The 25,667-nt window shown below is 74.0% G+C and carries 24 protein-coding genes; 13 read left to right on the forward strand and 11 right to left on the reverse strand.

Annotated elements, in window-relative coordinates:
• Positions 1–16: 16 nt before the first annotated feature.
• A complete protein-coding gene (locus ACIP9D_RS24650) occupies positions 17–601 on the reverse strand; it encodes a cell wall protein (RefSeq protein ID WP_350873219.1) in 585 nt (194 codons plus the stop codon).
• 28 nt (positions 602–629) lie between these two features.
• Entirely contained in the window at positions 630–1,043 is a 414-nt protein-coding gene (locus ACIP9D_RS24655; protein WP_350873220.1) for a hypothetical protein, read from the reverse strand.
• Positions 1,044–1,276: 233 nt separating this feature from the next.
• Here ACIP9D_RS24655 and ACIP9D_RS24660 point away from each other — a divergent pair, with 233 nt between their 5' ends.
• From ACIP9D_RS24660 to ACIP9D_RS24670, 3 genes are all read left to right on the forward strand, one after another.
• Complete coding sequence (locus ACIP9D_RS24660; protein WP_350873221.1) at positions 1,277–2,752, forward strand: S1 family peptidase; 1,476 nt, start codon at positions 1,277–1,279, stop codon at positions 2,750–2,752.
• Positions 2,753–3,062: 310 nt separating this feature from the next.
• Positions 3,063–4,673 carry an ABC-F family ATP-binding cassette domain-containing protein gene (locus ACIP9D_RS24665; protein WP_350873222.1) on the forward strand — a complete coding sequence of 537 codons (1,611 nt, stop codon included), beginning with the start codon at positions 3,063–3,065 and terminating at the stop codon, positions 4,671–4,673.
• Between the two features lie 128 nt (positions 4,674–4,801).
• Positions 4,802–5,101: a putative quinol monooxygenase gene (locus ACIP9D_RS24670; RefSeq protein ID WP_350873223.1), complete on the forward strand. Its 300-nt coding sequence runs from the start codon at positions 4,802–4,804 to the stop codon at positions 5,099–5,101.
• A gap of 19 nt (positions 5,102–5,120) precedes the next feature.
• Here the strand turns inward: ACIP9D_RS24670 and ACIP9D_RS24675 are convergent, their stop codons facing one another.
• From ACIP9D_RS24675 to ACIP9D_RS24685, 3 genes are all read right to left on the reverse strand, one after another.
• Entirely contained in the window at positions 5,121–6,059 is a 939-nt protein-coding gene (locus ACIP9D_RS24675) for a MerR family transcriptional regulator (RefSeq protein ID WP_350873224.1), read from the reverse strand.
• 126 nt (positions 6,060–6,185) lie between these two features.
• On the reverse strand, positions 6,186–6,929 hold the full coding sequence (locus tag ACIP9D_RS24680) for an SDR family oxidoreductase (protein WP_350873225.1): 744 nt from the start codon (positions 6,927–6,929) through the stop codon (positions 6,186–6,188).
• Between the two features lie 149 nt (positions 6,930–7,078).
• The gene (locus ACIP9D_RS24685) at positions 7,079–7,978 is read right to left on the reverse strand and encodes a LysR family transcriptional regulator (protein WP_350873226.1); all 900 of its coding nucleotides are present in this window, start codon (positions 7,976–7,978) and stop codon (positions 7,079–7,081) included.
• Positions 7,979–8,160: 182 nt separating this feature from the next.
• On the opposite strand from ACIP9D_RS24685, the gene ACIP9D_RS24690 reads away from it, so the two are divergent.
• From ACIP9D_RS24690 to ACIP9D_RS24710, 5 genes are all read left to right on the forward strand, one after another.
• Positions 8,161–9,099, forward strand: a complete 939-nt coding sequence (locus tag ACIP9D_RS24690; protein WP_350873228.1) for a superoxide dismutase — start codon at positions 8,161–8,163, stop codon at positions 9,097–9,099.
• A gap of 98 nt (positions 9,100–9,197) precedes the next feature.
• A complete protein-coding gene (locus ACIP9D_RS24695) occupies positions 9,198–10,538 on the forward strand; it encodes a hypothetical protein (protein ID WP_350873229.1) in 1,341 nt (446 codons plus the stop codon).
• A gap of 128 nt (positions 10,539–10,666) precedes the next feature.
• Complete coding sequence (locus ACIP9D_RS24700) at positions 10,667–11,740, forward strand: Gfo/Idh/MocA family oxidoreductase (RefSeq protein ID WP_350873230.1); 1,074 nt, start codon at positions 10,667–10,669, stop codon at positions 11,738–11,740.
• The gene (locus ACIP9D_RS24705) at positions 11,737–12,417 is read left to right on the forward strand and encodes a hypothetical protein (RefSeq protein ID WP_400450970.1); all 681 of its coding nucleotides are present in this window, start codon (positions 11,737–11,739) and stop codon (positions 12,415–12,417) included. The genes ACIP9D_RS24700 and ACIP9D_RS24705 overlap by 4 nt, the downstream gene beginning before the upstream one ends.
• Positions 12,418–12,528: 111 nt before the next feature.
• The gene (locus ACIP9D_RS24710; RefSeq protein ID WP_350873232.1) at positions 12,529–12,909 is read left to right on the forward strand and encodes a hypothetical protein; all 381 of its coding nucleotides are present in this window, start codon (positions 12,529–12,531) and stop codon (positions 12,907–12,909) included.
• Positions 12,910–12,913: 4 nt separating this feature from the next.
• Here ACIP9D_RS24710 and ACIP9D_RS24715 read toward each other — a convergent pair whose 3' ends face one another.
• Complete coding sequence (locus ACIP9D_RS24715; protein ID WP_400450973.1) at positions 12,914–13,981, reverse strand: cation diffusion facilitator family transporter; 1,068 nt, start codon at positions 13,979–13,981, stop codon at positions 12,914–12,916.
• A gap of 191 nt (positions 13,982–14,172) precedes the next feature.
• Positions 14,173–14,547 (reverse strand): DoxX family protein, encoded by a 375-nt coding sequence (locus ACIP9D_RS24720; RefSeq protein WP_350873233.1) that lies wholly within the window; start codon positions 14,545–14,547, stop codon positions 14,173–14,175.
• Positions 14,548–14,661: 114 nt separating this feature from the next.
• Between ACIP9D_RS24720 and ACIP9D_RS24725 the strand changes: the two genes are divergently transcribed.
• A complete protein-coding gene (locus ACIP9D_RS24725) occupies positions 14,662–15,156 on the forward strand; it encodes a MarR family transcriptional regulator (protein ID WP_350873234.1) in 495 nt (164 codons plus the stop codon).
• Between the two features lie 91 nt (positions 15,157–15,247).
• Here ACIP9D_RS24725 and ACIP9D_RS24730 read toward each other — a convergent pair whose 3' ends face one another.
• The 3 genes from ACIP9D_RS24730 to ACIP9D_RS24740 form a co-directional block, all read right to left on the reverse strand.
• Positions 15,248–16,879, reverse strand: coding sequence for an MFS transporter (locus ACIP9D_RS24730; protein ID WP_400450977.1), 1,632 nt, complete (start codon positions 16,877–16,879; stop codon positions 15,248–15,250).
• Positions 16,873–17,568 carry an SDR family NAD(P)-dependent oxidoreductase gene (locus ACIP9D_RS24735; RefSeq protein ID WP_350873236.1) on the reverse strand — a complete coding sequence of 232 codons (696 nt, stop codon included), beginning with the start codon at positions 17,566–17,568 and terminating at the stop codon, positions 16,873–16,875. Before ACIP9D_RS24735 ends, ACIP9D_RS24730 begins: the two co-directional genes overlap by 7 nt.
• Before the next feature lie 123 nt (positions 17,569–17,691).
• Entirely contained in the window at positions 17,692–18,816 is a 1,125-nt protein-coding gene (locus tag ACIP9D_RS24740; protein WP_350873237.1) for an FUSC family protein, read from the reverse strand.
• Between the two features lie 203 nt (positions 18,817–19,019).
• Between ACIP9D_RS24740 and ACIP9D_RS24745 the strand changes: the two genes are divergently transcribed.
• From ACIP9D_RS24745 to ACIP9D_RS24760, 4 genes are all read left to right on the forward strand, one after another.
• The gene (locus ACIP9D_RS24745; protein ID WP_350873238.1) at positions 19,020–19,601 is read left to right on the forward strand and encodes a type 1 glutamine amidotransferase domain-containing protein; all 582 of its coding nucleotides are present in this window, start codon (positions 19,020–19,022) and stop codon (positions 19,599–19,601) included.
• 100 nt (positions 19,602–19,701) lie between these two features.
• Positions 19,702–22,881 (forward strand): BTAD domain-containing putative transcriptional regulator, encoded by a 3,180-nt coding sequence (locus tag ACIP9D_RS24750; protein ID WP_350873239.1) that lies wholly within the window; start codon positions 19,702–19,704, stop codon positions 22,879–22,881.
• A gap of 57 nt (positions 22,882–22,938) precedes the next feature.
• A complete protein-coding gene (locus ACIP9D_RS24755) occupies positions 22,939–23,916 on the forward strand; it encodes an ATP-binding cassette domain-containing protein (protein WP_350873240.1) in 978 nt (325 codons plus the stop codon).
• On the forward strand, positions 23,913–24,716 hold the full coding sequence (locus ACIP9D_RS24760) for an ABC transporter permease (RefSeq protein ID WP_350873241.1): 804 nt from the start codon (positions 23,913–23,915) through the stop codon (positions 24,714–24,716). The genes ACIP9D_RS24755 and ACIP9D_RS24760 overlap by 4 nt, the downstream gene beginning before the upstream one ends.
• Positions 24,717–24,921: 205 nt before the next feature.
• Here ACIP9D_RS24760 and ACIP9D_RS24765 read toward each other — a convergent pair whose 3' ends face one another.
• The gene (locus ACIP9D_RS24765) at positions 24,922–25,635 is read right to left on the reverse strand and encodes an SDR family oxidoreductase (RefSeq protein ID WP_350873242.1); all 714 of its coding nucleotides are present in this window, start codon (positions 25,633–25,635) and stop codon (positions 24,922–24,924) included.
• Positions 25,636–25,667 lie beyond the last annotated feature (32 nt).

The raw sequence follows: 25,667 nt of genomic DNA on the forward strand, positions 1-25,667 counted from the left end.
CCCGGGTGTCGCGCGGTCAGGCGGCGGCGTAGACGGTGGCGATGTCGATCTCGTTGGTGTCCGGGTGCCAGGCGCCGAGGACCTGGACGTGCCGGCCCACCCGCAGCAGCGACATGTCGCTGACCGCGGGCGTGCCGTTGTAGACGGCGGCGGAGCGGTCCGGCACCACGTGCGCGACGATCCGCTGGCCCTTGTGGTCGAGGTGCAGCAGGTTGCGGCCGACCGAGGCGATGTGCCCGTGCAGGTTGACGATGTTCACCCAGACCGAGTCGGCGGCGAGCGTGCCGTCGGGCAGGCGTACGCCCCGGGCGTAGAGCCCGTCACCGACGGCGACCCGGTCGAAGGTGGTCGGGTGCAGCTTCCAGATGCTCGTGCCGTCGGTGATCCGGATCGAGTGCAGGACGGTGTCCGAGCCGGTGACCAGCAGCATGCTGCCGGAGATCTTGCTGATCCGCCCCTCGGCGAAGTTCGGGTCCGGCAGGCCCGGCCCGACTGCCGTCGCTTCGGCGGCGAAGGCCGCCTCGGGGGCGAGCGAGCCGAGCCCGGTGGCCCCGACCACGCCTCCCAACGCGGCGGTGGCGAGCAGCCGTCGGCGGTCCATCCTCTGGTGCATGGTGGCGCCCTCCCGTTCAGACGGTGTCGACCGAGCAGGGCCGCAGCCCGGTGGAGAGACTGGCGATCACGCTGTACGCCGCCGGCGTCAGGTCGATGATCCGGTTGCTGCCACAGGCCGAGCCGCAGCAGGTGCGCTCGCCGCAGAACAGGTCGGTCTGCGGCCCGCAGTCGGCGATCGTGGTGCCGATCCGAGCGCCGTTGCACAGGTTGGTGGTGTAGTGCCGGAAACCGCAGCCGCGGCGGCTCATCCCGGTGACGCCGCAGGCGTCGGGGCGGGTGATGGCCAGGCAGGCGTCCGAGGTGTTGGGCCAGGCGTGCTGGTAGTTGCCCGATCTGCAGGTGCCGCAGGCGCCGCCGCCGGCGGATCCGCACGGGCCCCAGGCGCTGCCGCAGCAGAACCAGGACACCTCGCCTCGCAGAGCTGCCATGGGTGCCTCCTTCCGAAGACAACAATTGACAGTGATGGATATAGACGGAGATTGTTGTGTTACAAACCATCGAAGTCAATCAGTGCGACGAAGATTTCCTTCAACCGAATCCGGCGCCGCGCCGTGGTATGAGCCAGCTGGTATAGAGACAGCTCGATCGGTTGCGCATAGGTTGACGCTGACCTGCCCGCGGCGAACCCACCCATGCCGCGGCCACCCGCAAGGAGGCACGGATGAGACGAAGCCTCGCCGCCGCGGCAGCAGCCATCCTGCTGCCCGTCGGTGCCCTCACCGCAGTGGCGTCCCCCGCCGCCGCGGCGCCGAGCAGCCCCGGTGTCGCGGCCGGGCCCGACACCACGTCGTCGCCGATGCTCGCCGCGATGCAGCGCGACCTCGGCCTGACCGCAGAGCAGGTGCGCGACCGGATCGCGAAGGACGAGAAGGGCAGCCGCACCGACGCCGCCCTGCGCCGGTCGCTCGGCAACGCGTACGCCGGTGGCTGGCTTGCCGACGGCGCGCTCGTTGTCGCGGTCACCGACCAGGCCGCGGCCGACCGGGTCCGGGCCGCCGGCGCGCAGCCGAGAGTCGTCACGCGTAGCGGCGCCGAACTCGACCGGATCAAGTCGACGCTCGACCGGCACGCCGCCAAGGCGCCCGCCGCCGCGGTCCCCGGCTGGTACGTCGACGTGGCCACCAACACCGTGGCCGTGCTCGCCCGCGGCGACACCCGCGCGGCCACCGCCTTCGTCCGGGCGAGCCGGGTCGACACCGCCGCCGTCCGGGTGGTCGGCACCACCGAGGCCCCGCGCACCTACTACGACGTGCGGGGCGGGGACGCGTACTACATGGGTGGCCGCTGCTCGGTCGGCTTCTCGGTGACCGGCGGCTTCGTCACCGCGGGGCACTGCGGCACCACCGGCACCGCGACCCAGGGCTACAACCAGGTCGCGCAGGGCACCTTCCGCGGCTCGTCGTTCCCCGGCAACGACTACGCCTGGGTGCAGACCAACTCCAACTGGACCCCGCAGCCCTGGGTGAACAACTACTCCGGCGGCAACGTCACCGTGGCCGGTTCCACCGAGGCGGCGGTCGGCGCGGCCATCTGCCGCTCCGGCTCGACCACCGGTTGGCGCTGCGGCTCGATCCAGGCCAAGAACCAGACGGTCAACTACGCGGAAGGCTCGGTCAGTGGCCTGACCCGCACCAACGCCTGCGCCGAGCCCGGCGACTCGGGCGGCTCGTGGCTCTCCGGCCAGCAGGCCCAGGGCGTGACCTCCGGCGGCTCCGGCAACTGCACCTCCGGCGGCACCACCTACTTCCAGCCGGTCAACGAGATCCTCTCCGCGTACGGCCTGACGCTGCGTACCAGCGGTGGCGGTGAGCCTCCGCCGCCCACCGGATGCACCGGCTACGAGTCGACCTACACCGGCTCGGTCTCCTCCGGCCAGAGCGCGATCCAGCCGAACGGCAGCTACTACTACTCGTCGGTGTCCGGCACCCACCGCGGTTGCCTCGACGGCCCGACCGGCGCCGACTTCGACCTCTACCTGCAGAAGTGGAACGGCGCCAGCTGGGTCGACGTCGCCGGGGCGTACACCCCCTCCCCGGACGAGACGCTGAGCTACACCGGCACGGCCGGCTACTACCGGTTCGAGGTGCACGCCTACAGCGGCTCCGGCAGCTACTCGCTGGGCATCACCAACCCCTGAGCCGGCCCGCGCGCCCGGTGCCGCCCGGGTCGCCGCGGTCGTCGCTCGGTGACGGCGGGGTACGGACCTCCCAGGTCCGCACCCCGCCGCTCGTCGTCCAGGGCCGGACCGGCTGCCCTGCTATCGTCGATGCGCAGATCACCGAAGAGGAGACCAGACATGGCGGGTGACGACGACATCTCCGGGTGAGCCCCGGATCTGATCGGCCGCCGGCACGCGCGCGCGAGCGCCGCCGGGGCCAATTCGTCGTCTCCTTCCCGTCTGCCGCCGGGCGCCCGGGCGCGCCCGCACTCCCGTCAAGGTCTCGCACATGCCTCCATCCGCGCTGCTCGCACATGATCTTGTCCGTACCCTCGGCACCCGACGGGTGCTCGACGGCGTCTCGCTCACCGCCGCCCCCGGCCGCCGGATCGGCCTCATCGGCGAGAACGGCGTCGGCAAGTCCACCCTGCTCCGGCTGCTGGCCGGGGCGGACGAACCGGACGCCGGCACCGTGATCCGCCCCGCGGACCTCGGCCACCTGCACCAGGAGATGCCGTTCGACCCCGGGTCGACGATCGCCGACGTGCTCGACGACGCGCTGCGCGAGGCTCGCGCCGACCTCGCCGCGCTCGACCGGATCAGCCAGGCCCTCGCCGAGACGCCCGAGGACTCCCCCACCCACACCGAACTGCTCACCGCGTACGGGGAACGGCTCGACCGGGCTCAGGAGCACGAGGCGTGGGACGCCGACCGGCGCGCCGCGATCGTCCTCGCCGGGCTCGGCCTCGGCGGGACCGCACCCGACCGTACGCTCGGCTCGCTCTCCGGCGGGCAGCGTGGCCGGCTCGCGCTCGCCGCCCTGCTGGTGCGCCGGCCCGCGGCGCTGCTGCTCGACGAGCCGACCAACCACCTCGACGACGCCGCCGCGGCGTTCCTGGAGGAGCAGCTGCGCGACCTGCCCGGGGCGGTCGTGCTGGCGAGCCACGACCGGGCCTTCCTCGACGCGGTCTGCACCGACCTGATCGACCTCGACCCGGCGGTCGACGGCCCGACCCGGTACGGCGGCAGCTACACCGCCTACCTGGGCGAGCAGCGCGCCGAGCGGGAGCGCTGGCGGCGGCGCTTCGCCGAGGAGCAGGAGGAGCTGGCCGAGCTGCGTCTCGCCGTCGGCGAGACCGCGCACCGGGTGGCGCCGGGTCGGGCCCGCCGGGACAACGAGAAGATGGGGTACGGCCACACCGCCGGCCGGGTGCAGCACCAGATCTCCCGGCGGGTACGCAACGCGGCCCGACGCCTCGACGAGCTGGAGCGCGACCAGGTCCCCCAGCCGCCGGAGCCGCTGCGGTTCCGCGCCGCGGCGCTCGCCGCGGCCGACGACGACGGCGGGCCGCTGCTCTCGGTGCGGCAGCTGCGGGTGCCCGGCCGGCTGACGCTCGACCGGCTGGACGTGGCCGCCACCGACCGCCTCCTGGTTACCGGCGCCAACGGCGCGGGAAAGTCCACCCTGCTCGCGGTGCTGGCCGGGCGACTGGACGCGACCGGCGAGGTACGCCGGCGACCCGGACTGCGGGTCGGCCTGCTGGCCCAGGGCACCCGGTTCGACACCCCGGAGCGCACCGTCCGGGACACCTACCAACGGTCGCTGGGCGCCGATCGCGCCGAGGCCGTACCGCTGAACTCGCTCGGGCTGATCCACCCGGACGACCTGGACAAGCCGGTCGGCGACCTCTCCGTCGGCCAGCGCCGCCGGCTCGCCCTGGCCCTGCTGGTCGCCGACCCGCCCGAGCTGCTGCTGCTCGACGAACCGACCAACCACCTCTCGCCTCGGCTCTGCGACGAGCTGGAGGAGGCGCTGGGCCCGGGCCCCGGGGCCATCGTCGTCGCCAGCCACGACCGGTGGCTGCGATCGCGCTGGGCCGGCCGGGAGATCCGGCTCTGACGGGCCCGGGCTGCGGCGAGCACGGGTTCTCGCGCCGCCTCGGCGGTTCGCGCGGCATCCTGTCGTACCGGGGCGCAAGGGTAGTGGTCGGCAGCGGACGCCGGGTCCGCGCGACGGGAGGACGTGTCATGGCGTACGGCTACTTCGGTTCGATGCGGGCCCGGCCCGGCCACCGTGCGGAGGTGGTGGCCCTCCTGCTCGAAGGCGTCGACGGTCTGCGGGCGGCGGGGTGCCACCTCTACGCGGTCGGCGCGTCGGAGACCGACCCCGACCAGATCCTGGTCAGCGAGATCTGGGAGTCCAAGGAGCACCACGACCGTTCGCTCCAGCTGCCCGAGACCAAGGAGGCCATCGCCCGCGCCATGCCGCTGCTCACCGGCGAGTTCGCCGGCCAGGAGATGACCGTGCTGGGCGGCCTCGGCGTCTGACGGCGCGGCGATCCGGCGGTCAGCTGCCGAGCCGGGCCCGCAGCGCCCGGATGCACCAGTCGAAGACCGGCGCCAGGCTCTCCGTCTGCGGCCAGCCGTTGACCACCGAGAGCAGCCGCACATAGAGCTCACGGCGCGGGTCGCTCGCCGTTTCGAGCCGGGCCAGGAGCCGGCGGGGCAGGTCGGCGTCGTCGGGGCGGTCGCAGAGCCGGGCGTACCGGGCCAGGATCGCCGCCAGGACGGCGTCGGCCTGCGGCGAGTCCGGGTCGACGCCGGCCGCCAGCGCCGGCCGGACCTCGGCGCGGACCACGGCCACGGCGTCGGGGCGTACCCCCGGCGTGCCGTCGCGGGCCCGGTCGGCGGCGTACTGCTCGGCCACCTGCCGCATCCGGGCGCGAAACTGCGGGTCCTGGGACAGCTCGGCCAGCTCGATCCAGGCCTGCACCTGCTCCGCCTCGGGATCGTCGGGCAGCTCGGGGGTCATCGAGCGCCTGAACCCGGCGAACGCCGAGTCGGCGTCCAGGCCGCCGAAGGCGACGTCGAGGAACTCGCCGATCAGGCGCCGTCGCTCGTCCTCGGAGAGCTTGGCCAGCTTGTGCATCAGGTTCATCTCCTCATCGGTGGGTCCGCGTCGGGCCACCGCGGTCAGCACCGCGCGTCGCAGCCGCAGCGTCCGGATCTGCACGGCGAGCGCGTCGGCGTGCGCCGCGGCCACCTCGGCGAGCGAGGTCTCCCGGTCCAGGACCCGACTGATGGTGGGTAGGTCCACTCCGAGGTCGCGCAGCGTACGCACCAGGTCCAGCCGGGCGACCGCCTCGAGTCCGTAGCGGCGGTGGCCGGCCGGGGTGCGCTCGCACGGCGGCAGGATCCCGCGGTCGGAGTAGAAACGGATCGCCTTCACCGTCAGCCCGGTCCGCCGGGCCAGCTCGCCGATCGAGTAGCGCGCGTCGCCGTCCATGCGTTCACCCTCGCCTCTCCCCCGGTGGGAGATGCAAGCTCCCGCGCCAACCAGCATCCGCCGCGGTCGAGGACGGGCCCACCCCCTGCCGTCGCGGGGAGCGGGCCCGCCCGGTGCTCGACCGGCTCAGACGGCGACGCGGCCACCGTCGACCGGCAGGACCGCACCGTGCACGAAACTCGACCGGTCGGTGGCCAGGTAGGAGATCGCCTCGGCGATCTCCTCCGCCGAGCCGGGCCGGCCAGCCGGCGCCATCGCGGCCAGCTGGTCCAGATCGTCTCCCATCCCCGCGGTGCCGCTGGTCCGGGTCGGTCCGGGGCTGACCGCGTTCACCCGGACACCCTGCGGGCCGTACTCGGCGGCCCAGGACTTGGTGAGCAGCACCAACGCGGCCTTGCTCGAGCCGTACAGCGACATCCCGGCGGCACCGAACTCGGCGACCATCGTGCTCACGTTGACGATCGCCCCCCGGCCGCGCTTCGCCATCTCCGGCGCGAACTCGGCGACCAGGAAGTACGGCGCCTTGACGTTCAGGCCGTACACCGCGTCGAAGTCCCGCTCGCTGGTCTGCTCGGTCGGCCCGAAGGGGTAGATGCCCGCGTTGTTCACCAGCACGTCCAGCTCGCCGACGAGTTCCCGGGTCCGGGCGGCCAGGGACCGCGCCGATGCCTCGTCCCGCAGGTCAGCCACCAGGAAGTCCGCCCGGCCACCGGCCGCTCGGATCTCCTCGACCACCGTGTTACCCCGGGCCTCGTCCCGGCCGGAGATCACCACGTGGGCGCCCAGCCGGGCCAGCGCTATCGCGGTCGCCCGGCCGATGCCGCTATTGCCGCCGGTCACCAGCGCGGACCTGCCCTGCAGCTCGCTCATGTTCCCTCACACCCATCTCGTGCGTTCGGAGCAACAGCTCCGGTCGGGACCGCCCCGACCCGGTGGGTGCAAGCCGTCCGGCGGCGGGAACTTTCCCGGTCGGCTGCTGGAATGGCTTATGGCCGGCATAAGCGTCCGGGGCAGGGCCCTCACCGCGGCCCGTGGTACTCCAGCGCGGCGATCAGGTGACCGAGATCCCGCCGACGGGAGTTCGCTGGCCACGCCGCCCAGGTACGCCGGACGATCGGGTGCCCCGCCAGCGCCGCCCAGGTCACCGACTCCGGGATCGGCGGTGACCAGGCGGGCGGTGCCAGTGCGAACGCCGCCCCGGCGGTCACTGCGGCGAGCTTCACCTCGGGAATCAGCTCCTGCCCCTCGGGGGCGACCGGCCCCAGATCGAGGCCGTGACTGCGCAGGATCGCGGTGATCTCGTCGTACCAGGTGGGACTGCCGGAGCGCGGGAAGCCGAGCCAGTCCAGGCCGCTGAGGGCGTCCAGCCGGATACCGTCGGGCCCGGCCAGGGCGGCGGCCTGGTCGGCGGCGAGCAGCACGCCGAGCCGTTCCTCGACCACCAGCACGGCGTCCAGGTCGTGGCCGATCGGGTGCTCCCGGACCAGACCGACGTCGATCTCGCCGGCCCGCAGCGCGACGATCTGCGCCGCGGTCGACATGTGCAGGGCCTGGACCCGGGTGTCCGGGTAGGCCTCGCCGAGGTCGGCGAGCGGCCGGGTGAGCAGCCCGGTGGGCAGCTCCAGCGGGATCCCGAGCCGCAGCGGCCCACCGGCCACCGTGCTGTGCCGGGCCACGGCCGCCACCGCCTGGTCGTGCCGGGCCAGCACCGCCCGCGCCTCCACCAGCAGCGTCATGCCCGACTCGGTGGCCCGAACCCCGGTGGTGGAGCGCACCAGCAGTTGCTGGCCGAGCTGCCGCTCCAGGGAGTTCATCAGTTGGGAGAGCGCGGGTTGGCTCAGGTGCAGCCGACGGGCGGCACCTGACAGGCTCCCCTCCTCCACGACCACCACGAACGCCCGCATCTCACGTAGTTCCACCCGCCCATGACACCACGTAGGCCCGCCGCCGCCGCCGGCTGTTCCCCCACCGGCAACGCAAGCCCGGCCGTTCCCTGGTGGTGACCGTACAGTGGGGAGGGTCCTGGCCCCACTGATCTTGGCTGGCTCGGCTCCCCGTCACCATCGCGTCGGAGACCTGCCCGCCGACCGGAAGGAGCACAGTGAACACCCACCTCAGGACCGCGCTCTCCGCCGCCCTGACCGCCACCCTCCTGGCCACCGTCGCCGCGACGCCGGCCCAGGCGCACGGCACGTCTCCGAAGCCCACCGTCATCGCCCTGCCCGACGGGTTCCAGCCCGAGGGCATCGCCGCCGCCGGCCGGTACGCCTACTTCGGCTCCCGGGCCACCGGCGCGATCTACCGGGCCGACCTGCTCGACGGCGACGGCCGGGTGATCAGCCCGGCCACCGGAACGCCCTCGCTCGGCCTCAAGGTCGACCGGCGCGGCCGGCTCTTCGTCTCCGGCGGGGCGGCTGGTGACGCCCGCGTGATCGACAGCCGCACCGGCGCGGTGTTGGCCCGCTACCAGTTCGCCAGCGCGCCGACCTTCGTCAACGACGTGGTGCTCACCGAACGCGCCGCCTGGTTCACCGACTCCAACAAGCCGGTGCTCTACCGGGTGCCGCTCGGCCGGCACGGCGCCCTGCCGCCGGCCGACGGTTTCACCACCGTCCCGCTGACCGGCGAATTCCAGCAGGTGGGCACCGGGATCAACCTCAACGGAATCGCCCGCACGCCGGACGGCTCGGCGCTGATCGTGGTCCAGTCGAACACCGGCATCCTGTTCCGGGTGGACCCGGCCACCGGGGCGACCACCGCGGTCGACGTGCCCGGCCAGAGCTTCCTCAACGGGGACGGCCTGCTGCTCGTCGGCCGCACGCTGTACGTGGTGCAGAACCGGCTCAACCAGATCGCCGTGGTCGAGTTGAACCGCGCCGGGACCGCCGGCACGCTGACCGGGACGATCACCGACCCCGGCTTCGACGTGCCCACCACAGTGGCGAAGGCGCTCGGCCGGCTCTACCTGCCCAACGCCCGCTTCACCACGACGCCGACCCCGACCACCCCGTACACCGCGGTCGCGGTCTCGCCGCGCTGACCGCCGGCCCGGGGGTGCGCGGCCCGCGCGCCCCCCCGGGCCGCTCATCCTCGGCCGCCCGGCGGAGTGCGCGTCCACGCGCTTGCCATAATCCGTTGGTGATCAACAACGCTGGGCCGGGCGGCGTCGCCCCGGAAGCCCCCGCCGCTCGATCCGACAAGAACTGGGTACGGGCAGTGATCATGGCGTTGGCCGGCCTGGTCACGATCGGCGCGGCCCACTACCGGCCATGGGTGACGGTGCGTTCCGGGCAGGACGTCGTCCACCTCCTGCTGGGCCGCGACGCCCCGTCGACCGAGGTGCGCACGTACGCGTTGACCGACCTGACCGGCTCCCTGGTCGCGCTGTACGTCGGCTGGCTCGGGCTGCTGGCACTGCTCGTCCTCGCGTGGCTACGCCCGCAGTGGCGCGATCTCCTCCGGCTGGCGCTCGGCGCGACGACCCTGGCACTGGTGGCGCTGACGTTCCTACCGAGCGGCGCCGCAGTGCGAGAGAGCGGTTTTCCGGTGGCCGACCGGCCCAGCACCGACTACCTCCAGGGCACCTGGCTCGGACTGGCCGGGACGCTGCTGCTGGCCGGAGCGGTCGCCGCCCTGCTGGCCGCGCCCCTGCGGGTCGCGACGACCACCGCGGCGGGAGCGACGCCGGCGGCCACCGCCGCGGAACCGGCCGCCGATCCGGGGCACGAGCCCGAAGCCACCAACCCGACGACTTCCGCACCGTCGGACGCCTCTGCGCCGGGCCGCGTCGAGCACGGCCAGCCGGCGGAGAGCGTCCCGGAGCCGATCGTGTGGACCCTGCCGGCGCCCGGCGCGTACCCGCGGAGAGCGGTGCCGCGGTGGCGCCGCCCGTTACGGATCGGCGTCGTGACGGTCGCACTGGTCGCCGCCGTGGCCCTGATCGGGGTGGTGGGATGGAAACTCGCTCATCCGCCCGCGCAACCGGGCGACGCCGCCGGCGGCCTCGCCGCCCGGTTGGTCGCGCCCCCGGAGGACGCGACGCCCGGCCGTGGTCCCGCCGCCGACGACCGGGTTGATTTCACCCGGATCGTCTCGCTCGACCGCGACCCCGGGGCGCTGCTACTCGTGACGCAGTTGGCCGAGGTACGGCACGCGGCCAGCGCGGCCTGGATCGAGCCGAACTCCGCGGCGATGACGGTCGTCCTGCTCCAGTTCGACACACCGACGCTCGCCGAGGAGTTCGCGACGTCCTACGCCGACCTGGAACGGAGCCTCCGTGCCCCGGGGGAGGTCACTCTGACGTCCGTGCCCGGAGCGACGGCGTTCGCCGGCCCGAGCGGTGACGACGTGAGCCTTCCCGAGGTGCACGCCGTCGCGCAGCGCGACGACATCGTCCTGCTCGTCACCGCCGGCGGCGCTGGCTCGCACGACGTCACCGCCGCCGAGTCCCTGCTCCGTCAGCAGTACGACCGGCTGTGACCGCTCCCCCGCCGGGTGGACGCCCGGTGATCTTCACCATGCCGGGTCGCCGTCGTCCGGGGGCCGCGTAGATTCGGTGCCACCGGAATCGGCTGCACCCGAGCGCCGACCGGGAGACGGAGGGCGACATGGCGGGGAAGACGCAGACGCCGTTGCGGGTGGGTCTGCTGGGCTACGGACTGGCTGGTCGGGTGTTCCACGCCCCGCTGATCGCCGCGACGCCGGGCCTGCGCCTGCACGCCGTGGTCACCCGCGATCCTGAGCGACGTCAGCAGGTCCGGCACGACCACCCGGAAGCCCGCCTGGTCGACGACGTCGACCTGCTGTGGCGTTCGCCCGAGGCGCTCGACCTGATCGTGGTCGCGACGCCCAACCGGCTGCACGTACCGATGGCGCGGGCGGCGGTGGCCGCCGGGCTGGCGGTGGTGGTCGACAAGCCGCTCGCCGCCACCGCCGCGGAGAGCCGGGATCTCGTCGCCGAGGCGGCCCGCCTCGGCGTACCACTGACCGTCTTCCAGAACCGCCGCTGGGACGGCGACTTCCTGACCGCCCGCCGCCTCGTCGAGGAGGGCACGTTGGGACAGGTGACCCGATTCGAGTCTCGCTTCGAGCGTTGGCGTCCGGCCATCAAACCGGGCTGGCGGGAGAGCGCCACCCCGGACGAGGCCGGTGGCGGCCTCTTCGACCTGGGCGCCCACCTCATCGACCAGGCCGTGCAGCTGCTCGGCCCGGTCCACAGCGTCTACGCGGAGGTCGACCGCCGCCGGCCGGGTGCGCAGGTCGACGACGACGCGTTCGTCGCGCTGACCCACGCCGCCGGGGTCCGCTCACACCTCTGGATGAGCGCGGTCACCCCGCAGCTCGGGCCTCGGCTGCGGGTCCTCGGTGACCGGGCCGGCTACACCACGTACGGCCTGGACCCGCAGGAGGAGGCGCTACGCGACGGCGGTCGGCCGGGCACGCCGGGCTGGGGCGAGGTCCCGCCCGAGCGGTACGGGCGGCTCGGCGTGGACGGCGACCTCCGGCCGGTGCCCACCGAAGCGGGCCGGTACCAGAGCTTCTACCAGCAGGTGGCGACGGCGCTGCGGGACGGCGGGCCGATGCCGGTCGACCCGCGCGACGCGGTGGACACCGTCGCGCTGATCGAGCTGGCACACCGGTCGGCCGAGGAGGGCGCGGTGCTTCCGGTACCGCCGAGGTGACCGTGGACTACTACGTGATCCTCTCATCGGCGCCCGGGCGTCGGACCGCCGCCGAGACGATCGTGGTCGAGGAGTTCGCCCACGCCGTCGACTGGACCACGTCGGGGCTGCGCAGTGCGGGTTGGGCGCCGGATGCCGGTTGGCGGAGCGCCACGTCGGTCAGCCGAGGCATGCGCGCCGACCCGCGGCTGCGCGCCCGGGTCGTCCCGGTCACCCGCGACGGCGCGGATGAGGTCCATGGCCAGCTCGGCGGCGGGCCGTTGCCGGCCGAACCGGCGTTGCGCAGCCACTTCCGCGACCAGCAGAGCTTCCCCGCCAGCACGCCGCTGCGACTCGGCCCCGCCGAGGTTCCCGAGGGCTTCCACGAGCGCCGGGTCTACCGGGTTCTCTTCGCCGGCGACCTACCCGTGGATCGGTTGACGGACCTCGCCGCGCGCTGGCGGCCGACGGCCGGTCACGGGGCCAGCGACCCGGCACCCGGTGGTCGGCGGCGGGTCGGCCGAGACGAGCACAGCTGGACCCTGCGCCGGGTCGGTCGCGACATCGCCTGGGCCCTCGACCTGACCTCGCTGCTGGCGACCACCACCGACCACACCATCGGGCCGGTCCTGCACGAGCTGACCTCCGTCGTACGGCTGCGGGGACTCGTACCCGTGACCACCGAACGTTTCGCCTGACGGCCGAGCCGACCCGGACGGCGGGCAGCCTGCCTGCTGGTGCGGGCGGATAATGGCCGGATGGTGAGCGGCCGCTGGGCAGGCGTGCCACGCCGAGTTCGGCTCATGCTCATGGCGGCCGTGCTCGTCTTCGCCTACGGCACCGTGGTGCATCTGGTCCAGCTGTTCACCGGCGGGCTGCGGCCGTATCCCGCGCTGCCGGCGTGGCTGGCGCTCTACTTCACCTCGCTGACCGTGCTGGATCCGCTGGCCGCGGCGCTGTTGTGGACGCGCCGGACGGCGGGCCTGTGGCTCGGCTGCGCCGTGCTGGTCAGCGACTCGGCGGCGAACGCCTACGCCAACTACGTGCTGGACGCCACGCCCGGGGTCACGCCGGGGCGAATCGGGCAGGCGGTGATCACCTTGCTCGCGGCCGCCCTGGTCGGGGCGGCCGCCCGGCTGGCCCCGTGGATGCGACCGGCGTACCCCGCGCGGTCACCCGCCCGGCCCTGACCGCTCAGTGCTGGGGCTGGCGGCGCCGGTGGGAGAGGTCGCCGTGGTGGTGCGCACCCGGGTGCGAGTGCGGGTCGGTGTGGACGGTGGCGCTGGTCAGGCGGGGCACCGTGTGGGTGAGCTGGTGTTCGGCGTCGGCGGCGATCTCGTGCGCGGCGGTGAGCGTGAGGGTGCCGTCGACGACGAGGTCCGCCTCCGCGTGCAGGTGATGGCCGATCCACCGCAGCCGGACCGCGGCCACGTCCCGGACCCCGTCGACGGCGCGCAGGGTGGTCTCCGCCTGGTCCACGAGACCCGGGTCGACCGCGTCCATCAGCCGCCGGTAGACCTCGCGCGCCGCGTCCTTGAGTACGAAGGCGATGGCGATGGCGATGACCAGGCCGATCACCGGGTCCGCCCAGTGCCAGCCGACCGCGGCGCCGCCGGCCGCCGCGACGACCGCGAGCGAGGTGTAGCCGTCGGTGCGGGCGTGCAGGCCGTCGGCGACCAGGGCGGCGGAGCCGATCCGCCGGCCGACGCGAATCCGGTAGCGGGCCACCAGCTCGTTGCCGGCGAAGCCGACCAGGCCGGCCACGGCCACCCAGGGCAGATGGTCGATCTCGGCGGGTCGCAGCAGCCGGGTGACCGCGGTCCCGGCGGCGAAGATCGCCGAGCCGGCGATGACCGCGACGATGACGATGCCGGCCAAGTCCTCCGCCCGGCCGTAGCCGTAGGTGTAGGCGCGGGTCGCCGCCCGCCGGCCCAGCAGGAACGCGATGCCGAGGGGCACGGCGGTCAGCGCGTCGGCGATGTTGTGCAGCGTGTCGCCGAGCAGGGCGACCGAGCCGGAGAGGACGACGATGACCACCTGGGCGGCGGCCGTGGCGCCGAGCCCGACCAGCGAGATCCACAATGCCCGCAGTCCGTCCCGGGAGGCCTCCAGCGCGGGGTCGACCTTGGACCCGGAGTCGTGCGAGTGCGGGACGACGACGTGCCGCAGCCGGTGCCACCCGCGGCCGAACGGGCCGTCGTGCCGGTGCCGCCGGTCGGATCCGTGGGGATCTGGGATGTGCGCGTGCTCGTGGTCGTGCACCCGTTCCCCCAACCGTCGGGAGGTCCGTTCACCGCCGGTCACATTAGGCGCCCGGGTGCCTGCGCGACAACGTTGCAGCTGCCACTGACCTGCAACAACGCTCCCGTGCCGACCCTTCCGCAGTGGGGTTCTCAGGGCGGAAGGGCCGGTCACTCGCCTGCGTTACGGCGGTTGGCCGCCGCCGGCCGAGGTCAGAAGGAGTACGGGCCGAACCGGCCCCAGGCGACCACGGCCGAGAGTACGAGCAGCACGACGTTGGCCGCGAGGCCCGGGTATTCCCGGCGGCGCCCGTGCACGACGATCGCGCCGACCATGGTGATCACCAGACCGAGCGCGGCGAGCGGCACCAACACGGGTGCGATGTCGAGCAGGGCCGGCAGGATCAGCCCGACCGCGGCGAGCACCTCCAGACCACCGATGATCTTGACCGTCTCGGGGCGGTAGTTCTCCGCCCAACCCAGGCCGGAGGCGACCAGCTTCTCCTTCGGCTGAATGAGCTTCATCAGCCCGACGCCGAGGAAGAGGACGGCCAGCACGGCCGCGATGATCCACAAGACGATGTTCATGGGGCTCCACCCTGTTGTCACTTGAAGCGTGAAGCGGAACCTACGCCGGATTTACTTCAAGGTGCAAGTGACGCAGAGCGTCGGTCACTTCATACGTGAAGTTATGCTGGACCGATGGAGACGTCGCGGGAACCACGGTGGCTCGACGCCGAGGAGCGGCAGACCTGGCTCGCGCTGGTCAGCGTGCTGATCCGGCTGCCGGCCGCGCTCGACGCCCAGTTGCAGCGCGACGCCGGGATCAGCCACTTCGAGTACCAGGTGTTGGCCGGGCTCTCCGAGTCTCCCGACCGGACGTTGCGGATGAGCGAGCTGGCGGTGCTCGCCGAAGGGTCGCTCTCTCGGCTGTCCCAGGTGGTCGGCCGACTCGAGCGCCGAGGCTGGGTACGACGCACGCCCGACCCGACCGACGGGCGCTACACCCTGGCCGTCCTCACCGAGCAGGGCTGGGCCAAGGTCATCGAGACCGCGCCCGGGCACGTGGCGGAGGTCCGGCGGCTCGCCGTCGACCCGCTGACGAGAGCCCAGCAGCGCCAACTGCGCGAGATCGGCCGGCGCATCGGGCGGGCCGTCGACCCGGACGCACCGTGCCCGGGCGACCGCCGCAGCTGACCACGAGGCAGTCGGCGCGTCCGCAGGTGGACGCGTCAGGAACGCCGATCACCTGGCGGCGCGGCCGGTGACCGCTGCCGCCGGGCGTCGCTCACGGCGTCGCGCCATCGGCCAATGCCGGCCCGGCCGCCGCCGGCAGCAGGTGGCGGACCTCGGGCTCGCCCTCGGCGAGACGCCGGGCACGGTCCTCCGCCTCCTGGTCGGCACCCGTCAACCGCCCGCCGTGCTGGCGCAGGTGCTCGTCCCAGGAGGGCACCAGGTAGACCTCGACGAAGCGGTCCGGGGCCTCCCCCTCGCGGAACAGCCCCCAGCGCATCGCCCCGGTGCGCTGCCGTGAGCCGCGCACCAGGTCCATCGCGTCGAGGAACTCCTGCTCCCGGTCCCGCCGGACGAGGTAGGTGACCACCACCAGCACCGGCCCGACCCGGGGATCCGGCTCGTGCGCCAGTCGCAGCCGGGGCCAGTAGGTCGCCGGGTCCTTGTTCACCCCCCGCAGCTCGGGCAGCGGCCAGATCTGCGAGGTCACCGAGCCGATCAGCATCAACACCCCGGCCACGATCAGCGCGTCGACCAGCCCGGCGAGGTCCGCCAGCAGACCCCAGGCGAACGCGCCCACCGCCTGGCCGCCGGCGAACACCACCTGGTAGACGGCGAGGCCGCGGGCCCGCACCCAGCCGGGCAGGAAGAGCTGCATCTCGGCGTTGACGTTGGCGAGCACGACCACCCACGCCAGGCCGGCCGGCAGCAGGGCGACGAGCACCACCGGCACGACCTCGACCGTCGCCACCACGATCAGCGCCGCGCCGTAGAGCACCCCGGCCACCAGCAGGAACTGGTTCGCCGACAGCCGGGTCCGGACCCACGGCAGCAGCACGCCGCCGACGATCGCGCCCACCCCGAGCGCGGCCAGCAGCATGCCGTACCCGCTGGAGTTCAGACCGAGCCGCCGGTTGGCCACCAGCGGAAGTAGCGCCCACAACGCGCTGCCCGGCACCAGGAACACCAGCGCGCGCCGGAGCAGCCGGCGGACGATCGGCGAGTGCCGCACGTACCGCCCGCCGGCGCGCAGCGCGGCGGTGAACCGTTCGGGCACCTCGACGGCCCGGGCGTTCCCCGGTCGCCACCGGACCAGCGCCACCGCGAAGATTCCGAAGGCCACCGCGTTCAGCCCGAAGACCGGCGCGACGCCGGCCCGGGAGATCAGCACGCCGGCCACGGCAGGGCCGACAGCCCGCGCCACGTTGACGCTGATCGAGCCGAGAGCCGAGGCCGCCCGCAACTGCTCCCGGGGCACCAGTTCCGGGATCACCGCCGCCCAGGCCGGCAGGGTGAGCGCCTGCCCCACGCCGAAGGCGAAGGTGAGCGTGAGCAGCAGCGCCGGCGGCATCCGGCCGGTCGCGGTGAGCAGGGTCAGCCCCACCGCCACCACGACCAGGAAGAGCTGCACCGAGATCAGCAGGTTACGGCGGTCGAACGTGTCGGCCAGCGCGCCGGCCGGCAGCGCCAGCAGCAGGACCGGCAGCAGGCTGGCGGTCTGCACCAGGGCGACCAGCGTCGAGGCGTTCCGCTCGTCGATCAGCAGCCACTGCGCGCCGACCGTCTGCATCCAGGTGCCGACGTTGGCGGCGAGCAGGGCGAGCCAGAGGTTGCGGTAGACCGCCGTCTTCAGCGGCGCCCACGCCGAGACCGGGGCCTCGGCGGTGGTGCCACCGGGCGTCACCACCGCCCGTCGGCGCGCAGCACGCGCTCACCGGAGACGTAGAGGTCGTCGGGGGCCAGCCGGAGCAGCCGGACGAGTTCGGGGGCGACCTGCTCGGGCAGCGCGTACACCTCGTCGAGGAACTGGTCACCGACCCGCTCCTGCAACCGGGTCGGCATCGGCCCGGGATGCAGCTGCATCACCTTGACCCGGTTGCTGTGCTGCGCTTCGGCGACCGACTCGATCAGGCTGGCGCCGTAGCTCTTGGTGGCCCGGTAGACGGGGATGCCGGGGCGGGGCTGCGTCACCGCCATCGCCCCGACATAGACCACATTCCCGAAGCCCTGCCGGTGCAGATGGTCCAGCGCCTCCTTCAACACGTACGTCGTGCCGAGCGCGTTGACCTCGACGGCCCGCCGGATGCGCTCCGGGGTGAGGTCGGCCAGGTCCCCACCGGCCCACATCGAGGCACAGAGGGCCACCGCGTCGATCGTGCCATACCGGTCGGCCACCTGCGCGAAGGCGTCCCGCACCTGCTCGTAGGAGGACGTGTCGCAGACACCGCCGTCGCAGCCCAGCTCGCCGACCGCCGCGTCGATCTCGTCCGGCACGTTGCCCAACACCACCACCCGATCCTCGACCGCGAGCAGCCGGGCGGCCGCGAGACCGAGCCCGCTGGTGCCACCCACCACCACGACGGTCCTGGCGCCCATGTCCCTCCAGCCCTCGCCAACCGGAAACGCCTGAGGCTTCCCGCTCCGGTCGACTCCACACCGACCTCGCCGGACCCGGCCGCCGGGCGATCGGGACAGTCGGCACCCGGCGGCGGGGCGGTGTCAACCCGCCTGGAACGGGCCGAAGGCGTGCCGGACCACCCCGTTGGCCGCGTCCTGGTCGAGACCGGCCGCCACCATCAGGTCACTGGCGGTGGTACGGACCTGGGCGACCAGGACCGAACCGGAGAACCCGACGCCGGCCCGGTACGCCCGACCCGCTGCCGCGACCGCCCGACACATCTGCTCCCGCGCCTCGTCCGGTTCGTCCGCGGTGGTGAACTCGCGGCGCAGCACCCGCACCGCCTCCGCCAGCGCCGACACCGCCTCCGGCAGGGCGTCGGGCACCGGCTCGTCGTCCTCGATCAACGTCACGGTGCGGCGGATCAGGGTGCCGCTGTTACGCATCGCCCGGTCGATCGGCTCCGCCGCCTGCGCGTACCGGCCCACCGGGCCCTCCCGGCTCTCCCACCGCACCGGGGAGAGAGTGCTCGCCTCCCGCGCGGCCTGCGCGGCCTCGGTGAAGGCGCCCATCTCACTCTTGTTGTCCCGCAGCCGGTCGAGGGCCGTCTGCACGGCGGCGGCGTCCCGGTGGATCAGCGCCTCGGCGGTGGCGTCGAGTTGGGCGATCAGCAGGTCCAGTGCCGGGACGGCCGCCCGGTTGATCACCCGCAGCGGGTTCAGCGGCAGCAGCACGGCGGTGACCACGAGCGACACCGCCCCGCCGACGAGCGCGGCGAAGAACCGGGGGATCTCCAGGTTCGGCACCGACGGGCTGAGCGTGCCGATGAGCACCGCGGTCGCGGCCGCCTGGACCACCACCGCCGGGCTGCCGCCGACGAGCACCGACACGACGATCGCCAGCACCACGACCAGGCCGAGCTGCCACGCCCCGGCCCCCAACAGGAACATCAGCAGGTCACCGATGAGCACGCCGACGGATACCCCGACGATCAGCTCGACGGTGCGGCGTAGCCGCTGGCCCGCCGACGCGGCCAGCGCGATCACCGCGGAGACCGGCGCGAAGACCGGCTGCGCGATGTGCAGCAGACTGTCGGCCACCCACCAGGACAGGCCGGCCGCCAGCCCGGCCTGCACGGCCAGCCCGACACCGGCACGTACCCGTCGCAACCGGTCGCGCAGCGTCCTGGTCGTCCGGCGCCGCGCCTGCGCGAGAGTCGCCGTCACCCCGTCGCCGTGGGCACTGGCACCGGCCGAATCGCGGTCACTTCCCCGCGCACCGGCGTAGGCCACGGCGGCACCTACCCGGTGTCGACCGGATGAATCATCACCGCGCCCGTCTCGTTTGCGCCTGCCCGCCTCGGGAAGGCCACCGGGAACGGACTAACCAGGTGCCACCGTCGGCGTCGGCGCCGCGAAGGGAGTTCGCCATGGCTGACAACCAGCGCCCGCTGTCCGGCAAGCGGATCGCGGTCCTCGCCACGGACGGGGTGGAGGACGTCGAGTACACCAGCTCCCGCAACGCCGTCGAGCAGGCCGGCGCCGAGGTCCACCTGATCTCCCTGCACCCGGGCGAGATCCAGGCCATGAACCACGACATCAACCCGTCGAACCGCTACCCGGTGGACCGGCCGGTCGAGCAGGCCGACCCCGCCGACTACGACGGCCTCATCCTGCCCGGCGGGACGGTCAACCCGGACCGGCTCCGGATGAACGACACGGCGATGGCGTTCGTCCGGGCGTTCTTCCAACAGGAGAAGCCGGTGGCGGCAATCTGTCACGGCCCGTGGTCGCTGGTCGAGACCGGCATGGTCAACGGCCGCACGGTCACCTCGTACCCGAGCCTGCGGACGGACATCCGCAACGCGGGTGGAAAGTGGGTCGACCAGCAGGTCCAGGTCGACAACGGCCTGGTCACCAGCCGCCGCCCGGACGACCTGCCGGCGTTCTGCGCCAAGCTGGTGGAGGAGTTCGCCGAGGGTTGGCACACCGGCCGGATGACCACCGCCTGATCCGACGCGCCGGCCGGGCCGGGCCGCCACTCCCCCGGTCCGGGGCCGGCGCTCGTCCGCGCGCGGACCGCCGGTGACCCGGTGCGCGACAATCGACGCCGTGCGGTTCGGCATCCTGGGCACGACCGAGGTGTGCTCCGCCGACGGGCAGCGGCTGGCCGTCGGCGGGCCGAGGCTGCGCGCGCTGCTGGTGCTGTTGCTGCTCGATGCCGGCCGGATGGTGCCGCGGGAACGCCTGATCGACGGGCTGTACGGCGGCGAGCCGCCGGCCGGCGTGGCCAACGCGCTCCAGTCGCAGGTGTCCCGGCTGCGCCAGGTGCTCACCACCGGACCGGTCGACCCGGTCGAGTTCCACCCGGCGGGCTACCGGCTCGCGGTCGACCCGGAGGACGTCGACGCGCACCGGTTCAACCGGCTGGCAGACGCCGGACGGGCCGCGCTCGCGGCCGGCGAGCCGCGCCACGCCGCCGAACTGCTGCGGGAGGCGCTCGCGCTCTGGCGCGGGGAGCCGCTGGCGGACGTCGCCGACGTGCCCTTCGCCGCGGCCCCGGCGGCCCGGTTCATGGACCGCCGGCTGGCCGCGATCGAGGACCGGATCGAGGCCGAACTCCGGCTGACGGTGGCGGAGCCGGAAGCGGCGGGCGACGCCCAGCCGCTGGTGACGGAGCTTCGGGAGCTGGTCGCCGCCCACCCGCTGCGGGAACGGCTGCACGGTCAACTGATGCGCGCGCTGCACACCGACGGCCGGCGGGCCGAGGCGCTCGCCGTCTTCGCGGAGCTTCGCCGGTTACTCGCCGACGAGCTGGGCAGCGACCCGTCGGCCGAGCTGGTGGCCCTGCACACCACCCTGCTGCGCGACGAGGTCGACCCACGCGCCGCGGCGACTCCGCCCCGGCTGCCCCCGCTGCCGCACCAGCTGACCAGCTTCGTCGGCCGGGTGGACGAGCTGCGCCGGCTCGGTGCGCTGCTCGGCGAGGCCCGGTTGGTCACGCTGCACGGCCCGGGTGGCGCCGGGAAGACCCGGTTGGCGATCGAGGCCGCCGAGCGGCACGGCGGGGAGGTCTGCCTGGTCGAGCTCGCCGCCGTACCCGCCGGGGCGGCGGTGGCCCCCGCGGTGCTGGCCGCGCTCGACCTGCGCGACGGGGCGCTGCGGCGACCCGGCGGGCCACGCGACGGCGCCGACCGGCTGGTCATGGCGCTCGCCGACCGACGGCTGCTGCTGGTGCTCGACAACTGTGAGCACGTGGTGGCCGACGCGGCCCGGCTCACCGCCCGCCTGCTCGGCGCCGCCCCCGGGCTCCGCGTCCTGGCCACCAGCCGGGAACCGCTCGGCGTGACCGGCGAGGTGCTCTGCCCCCTGCTCGGCCTGCCGGTGCCGCCCGAGGCCGCCCCGCCGGAGCAGGCGCGGGGGTACGCCTCGATGCGGCTCTTCGCCGATCGGGCCGGCGATGTGGCGCCGGGCTTTACGGTCGACAGCGGCACGGTGGCCGCGGTGCTGCGGATCTGTCGTACCCTCGACGGCCTGCCGCTCGCCATCGAGCTGGCCGCGGCCCGGTTGCGGGCGCTGCCGGTCGGCGAGGTCGCGGCCCGGCTCGACGACCGGTTCCGGCTGTTGAACCGGGGCAGCCGGATCGCCGAGCCGCGGCACCAGACGCTGCGGGCGGTGGTGCGGTGGAGCTGGGACCTGCTGGACGAGCCCGAGCGGCGGCTGACCCGCCGACTCGGCGTCTTCGCCGGTAACCCCGATCCGGCCGCTGTCGAGCGGGTCTGCGCGCCGCTCGGCGCGGACGTGCTCGACGTGCTGACCAGCCTGGCGGAGAAATCCCTTGTGGACGCCGCCGACGGTCGCTTCCGGATGCTGGAGACGGTGCGCGCGTTCGCCGTCGAGGAGCTCGCCGAGGCCGGCGAGGCCGACCGGCTGCGCCGGGCGCACGCCGAGTACTTCCTCGATCTGGCTCGGGCCGGCGATCGTGGGCTGCGCGGCGCGGGCCAGCTGGAGTGGCTGCGCCGGCTGGACGCGGACCGCGACGACCTGCACGCCGCGCTCCGCCGGGCGGCGGCCGACGGCGACACCGGCACCGCGCTGCGGTTGGTCGCCGCCCTCTCGTTCTACTGGTGGCTGCGCGGCCTGCGCGGCGAGGGAGCCGAGCTGGCCGGCCGGCTCGTCGACCAGCTGGACGGGCCGCCGCCCGGGCTCGCCGAGGAGTACGCGCTCTGCCTGCTGGTCACCGGGGTGGGTGCGATCGGGGCGGACCGCCCGCACCTCAGCCGGGCCAGCGACATCCTGTGGGGCCTGGGCCGGCCACCCCGGCACCCGTTCCTGCTCTACCTCTCCGGGATGGCCGCCGGTCCCCCGTCCGCGGAGCGGCGGTCGATGCTGGACCTCCCGGAGAGCCGGGAGGTGCTGCTCGGCGACGACCCGTGGAGCGGGGCGCTGGGGTCGCTCGGCGTCGCGATGGTGCGGCTGCTCGACGGCGGCTATCCGGATGCGCGCGCGGAGCTGGCGGTCGCCCTCGACGGGTTCCGCACCCTGGGTGACCGGTGGGGCATGATCCTGGTGCTGAGCACCATCGCGGAGGCGGCCTACCGGGTCGGCGACCCGGCGGCGGCCACCGGGCCGATGGCCGAGGCCCTCCTGCTGGCGGACGAGCTCGGCTCCACCCTCGACCTGGCCGAACTGCTGCGTACCCGGGCGGACGGCCGGCTCGGGGTCGGTGACCTGGACGGTGCGGGCGCCGACTACCGGCGGGTGGTGGCGGTCGCCCAGGCGGCCGGCGCCCCGGAGCTGGTCGCCGCGGCTCACCTGGGACTCGGCGAGATCGCCCGCCGCCGGGGCGACCTTGCGCGGGCCCGGCACCTCTGCGAGCAGGCGGTGGCGGAGTGTCCGGCCGGTTGGTTCGGCGCCGAGGTGGTCCGGTTGGCGGCCCTGGTCGCGCTCGGGCAGATCGCCGACGCGCTCGGCGACGCGCCGACCGCCCGGGCCCGCTACCAGCAGGTGATCGGTGCGACCGTCGGGGTGTGGGACGTGCCGACCGTCGGCGCCGCGGTGGAGGGCCTGGTCGCTCCGGTGCTGCGGCGCGGCGAGGGCGAGCGGGCCGCGCTGCTGCTCGGCGCGGCGTCGGCGCTGTTGAGCGACACCGGTGCCGCCGGCGCCGCCCAGGGCACGCCGGTGGCCGCGGCGGCCCGGGCCCGGATCGGCGACGTGACCTTCGATCGGGCCTTCGCCCGGGGCGCCGGGCTGGGTCGGGAGCAGGCGGTGGCGCTGCTGGCGGCCGGCTGACGGCGGCCGTCAGCCGATGGTGCGCGACCGGTCAGCGCGTCCGGCGACGCTGCCGGCATGACCAACGAAACATCGGCCGTGCTGGCCGAGGGATTGCGCAAGACGTACGGGCGGACGCCGGCTCTCGCCGGGTTCGACCTGACCGTGCCGGCCGGCACGGTCTGCGGGCTGCTCGGCCCCAACGGCGCGGGCAAGACCACCGCGGTGCGGATCCTGGCCACCCTGCTGCGCTTCGACGCCGGCCGTGCCCGGGTGGCCGGGTACGACGTGGCCCGGCACCCCGACCGGGTCCGTGCCCTGATCGGGCTGGCCGGGCAGTACGCCGCGGTCGACGAGATCCTCAGCGGTCGGCAGAACCTGGTGCTCTTCGGCCGGCTCCGGCACCTGCCGGCCCGGGTGGCCCGACGCCGGGCCGACGAGTTGCTCGACCAGTTCGGGCTGACCGACGTCGCGGACCGCTCGGCCGGCGGGTACTCCGGCGGGCTGCGTCGCCGGCTCGACCTCGCCGCCAGCCTGGTCACCACACCGAGGGTGCTCTTCCTCGACGAGCCGACCACCGGGCTGGACCCGCGCAGCCGCAACGGCGTCTGGGACGCGGTCCGTTCGCTCGTCGCCGACGGCACCACCGTGTTGCTGACCACCCAGTACCTGGAGGAGGCGGACCAGCTCGCCGACCGGATCTCGGTGGTGGACGCCGGCCGGGTGGTGGCCGAGGGGACCTCGACCGAGCTGAAGGCGCGGATCGGCACGGACCGGATCGAGCTGGTGGTCCGCGACGCGGCGCAGCTGCCCGTCGCAGCGGCCATCGTGGAGCGGATCGTCGGGGCGCCGGTGACGGTGGACCCGGAGATCCGCCAGCTCGGCGCGCCCGTCGTCGACCGGATCGCGGCGCTCGCCGACACCATGCGGGCCCTTCAGGACGCCGCGGTCGCGGTCGAGGACGTGATGCTGCGCCGGCCCACCCTGGACGAGGCGTTCCTCCGGCTCACCGGGCACGACGTCGAGCGGCGCGACCGGACGGAGGTGGCGGCATGACGACGGCTGGCCGGCTCCGCTGGGCGGTGGCTGACGGCTGGGTGATGGCCGGGCGAAACATGCGGCACGTGGTCCGCTCGCCCGAGGAGATCATCCTCTACTTCAGCCTGCCGATCATGTTCGTACTGGTCTTCGGCTACGTCTTCGGCAGCGGGATGGCGGTGCCCGGACAGGGCAGTTACCGCGAGTTCCTGCTGCCCGGCGTCTTCGTGATGACCATGCTCTACGGTCTCGGGGCCACCGCGTCGGGGATCGCCCTGGACGCGAACCGGGGGGTGGTCGACCGGTTCCGCTCACTGCCGATGGCCCGGTCCGCCCTGCTCACCGGACGGGCCACGGCCGACCTCACCCGGGCCGTGCTGGAGCTGGCCACCCTGGTGGTCTGCGGCCTGCTGGTGGGCTGGCAGTGGCGCAACGGACTCGGCGAGGCCCTGGTGGCGGTCGGTCTGATCCTGCTGCTGCGGCTGGCGCTGACCTGGATCGGCATCCTGCTGGGTCTGCTCGTGCCGAATCCGGACACCGTCGGGGTGATCGTGTTCCCGCTCGCGTTTCCGCTCACGGCGCTCTCCAACGTCTTCGTCGCCCCGGACCTGATGCCGGACTGGCTCGGCGCGATCGCGGCGTGGAACCCACTCTCCGCCACCGTGGCGGCGGCCCGGGAGCTGTTCGGCAACCCCGGCATCGGCGGCGATTCGTGGGCGGCGCAGCATCCGCTGCCGCTGGCGGTCGGCTGGCCGGTGCTGCTCATCGCGCTGGCCGCGCCACTCGCCGTCCGCCGCTACCGGGCTTTGAGCCGCTGACCGTGCGGGTCTCGGCCGGCAGGAAACCCTGACGACCGCGATACCTCAACGGCATCGATATGCCGCTGAGGTATCGCGGTCGATCGGGCCGCCGCCCTCGGCGGCCGCCGCAATGGGGGGCGGCCGCCGGGGCGCACCACCGGGGGCCGCCGCCGCCGGAGACCCCGGCCGGAGACCGCCGCCGGGAGGTCGTCGCGCCCGCCGGTCAGGCCGCGCTGGGCAGCCCGGGGTAGAGCAGCTCCGGGCCGCCGGCGAGGGCCGACTTGACCTTGCGGCTGGTCTCGTCGAGGACCAGCTCCAGAGCACGGGACTCGATGCCGTCCAGGGCCTGGCCGGCCACCCACGCAGGGTCGACCTTGTTCGACTTGTCGACGTAGTCCGCCATGTCGGTGTCCATGTAGCCGACGTGCAGCGCCGTCACGTCGATGCCGGCCGGGGCGAGTTCCTGCCGGATCACGTTGGTCATCGCCCACGCCGCCGCCTTGGCCGCGCTGTAGCCGCCGTAGCCCGGGAAATGGGCCCAGGAGAGCACCGACAGGATGTTGAGCACCGCGCCGCCACCGTTGGCGGTGAGCACCGGCGCGAACGCCCGGCTCACCTCCAGCGCACCGAAGAAGTGCGTCTCCATCTCCAGCCTGATGTTGGCCGCGTCACCGGTGATCAGCGGCGTGTGGGTGCTGACTCCCGCGTTGTTGACGACCAGCGTCACGTCGGGTGCCGCTGCGGCGGCCTTGGCGACCGAGGCCGGGTCGGTGACGTCCAGTTCGAGCGGGATCACCCCGGGCAGGTCCACCGACGACGGGTTACGAGCGCCGGCGTAGACCTTGGTGGCGCCCCGGCTGAGCAGTTGGGCGGCGATGTGTCGCCCCAGGCCACGGTTGGCGCCGGTGACCAGGGCGACCGAGTTGCGGATCTCCACGGATGTCTCCTCCGAGCGGATGGTGCTGGGTT

The organism is Micromonospora sp. NPDC093243 (genome assembly GCF_044753725.1).
Taxonomy (GTDB): Bacteria; Actinomycetota; Actinomycetes; order Mycobacteriales; family Micromonosporaceae; genus Micromonospora.

Coding starts and splice junctions, on each gene's coding strand:
- ACIP9D_RS24720 (WP_350873233.1), bottom strand. CDS start 14,547: ATGAACATCGTCTTGTGGATCATCGCGGCCGTGCTGGCCGTCCTCTTC.
- ACIP9D_RS24760 (WP_350873241.1), top strand. CDS start 23,913: ATGACGACGGCTGGCCGGCTCCGCTGGGCGGTGGCTGACGGCTGGGTG.
- ACIP9D_RS24650 (WP_350873219.1), bottom strand. CDS start 601: ATGGACCGCCGACGGCTGCTCGCCACCGCCGCGTTGGGAGGCGTGGTC.
- ACIP9D_RS24710 (WP_350873232.1), top strand. CDS start 12,529: ATGGCGGCCGTGCTCGTCTTCGCCTACGGCACCGTGGTGCATCTGGTC.
- ACIP9D_RS24655 (WP_350873220.1), bottom strand. CDS start 1,043: ATGGCAGCTCTGCGAGGCGAGGTGTCCTGGTTCTGCTGCGGCAGCGCC.
- ACIP9D_RS24745 (WP_350873238.1), top strand. CDS start 19,020: ATGGCTGACAACCAGCGCCCGCTGTCCGGCAAGCGGATCGCGGTCCTC.
- ACIP9D_RS24680 (WP_350873225.1), bottom strand. CDS start 6,929: ATGAGCGAGCTGCAGGGCAGGTCCGCGCTGGTGACCGGCGGCAATAGC.
- ACIP9D_RS24755 (WP_350873240.1), top strand. CDS start 22,939: ATGACCAACGAAACATCGGCCGTGCTGGCCGAGGGATTGCGCAAGACG.
- ACIP9D_RS24660 (WP_350873221.1), top strand. CDS start 1,277: ATGAGACGAAGCCTCGCCGCCGCGGCAGCAGCCATCCTGCTGCCCGTC.
- ACIP9D_RS24675 (WP_350873224.1), bottom strand. CDS start 6,059: ATGGACGGCGACGCGCGCTACTCGATCGGCGAGCTGGCCCGGCGGACC.
- ACIP9D_RS24665 (WP_350873222.1), top strand. CDS start 3,063: ATGCCTCCATCCGCGCTGCTCGCACATGATCTTGTCCGTACCCTCGGC.
- ACIP9D_RS24700 (WP_350873230.1), top strand. CDS start 10,667: ATGGCGGGGAAGACGCAGACGCCGTTGCGGGTGGGTCTGCTGGGCTAC.
- ACIP9D_RS24735 (WP_350873236.1), bottom strand. CDS start 17,568: ATGGGCGCCAGGACCGTCGTGGTGGTGGGTGGCACCAGCGGGCTCGGT.
- ACIP9D_RS24725 (WP_350873234.1), top strand. CDS start 14,662: ATGGAGACGTCGCGGGAACCACGGTGGCTCGACGCCGAGGAGCGGCAG.
- ACIP9D_RS24670 (WP_350873223.1), top strand. CDS start 4,802: ATGGCGTACGGCTACTTCGGTTCGATGCGGGCCCGGCCCGGCCACCGT.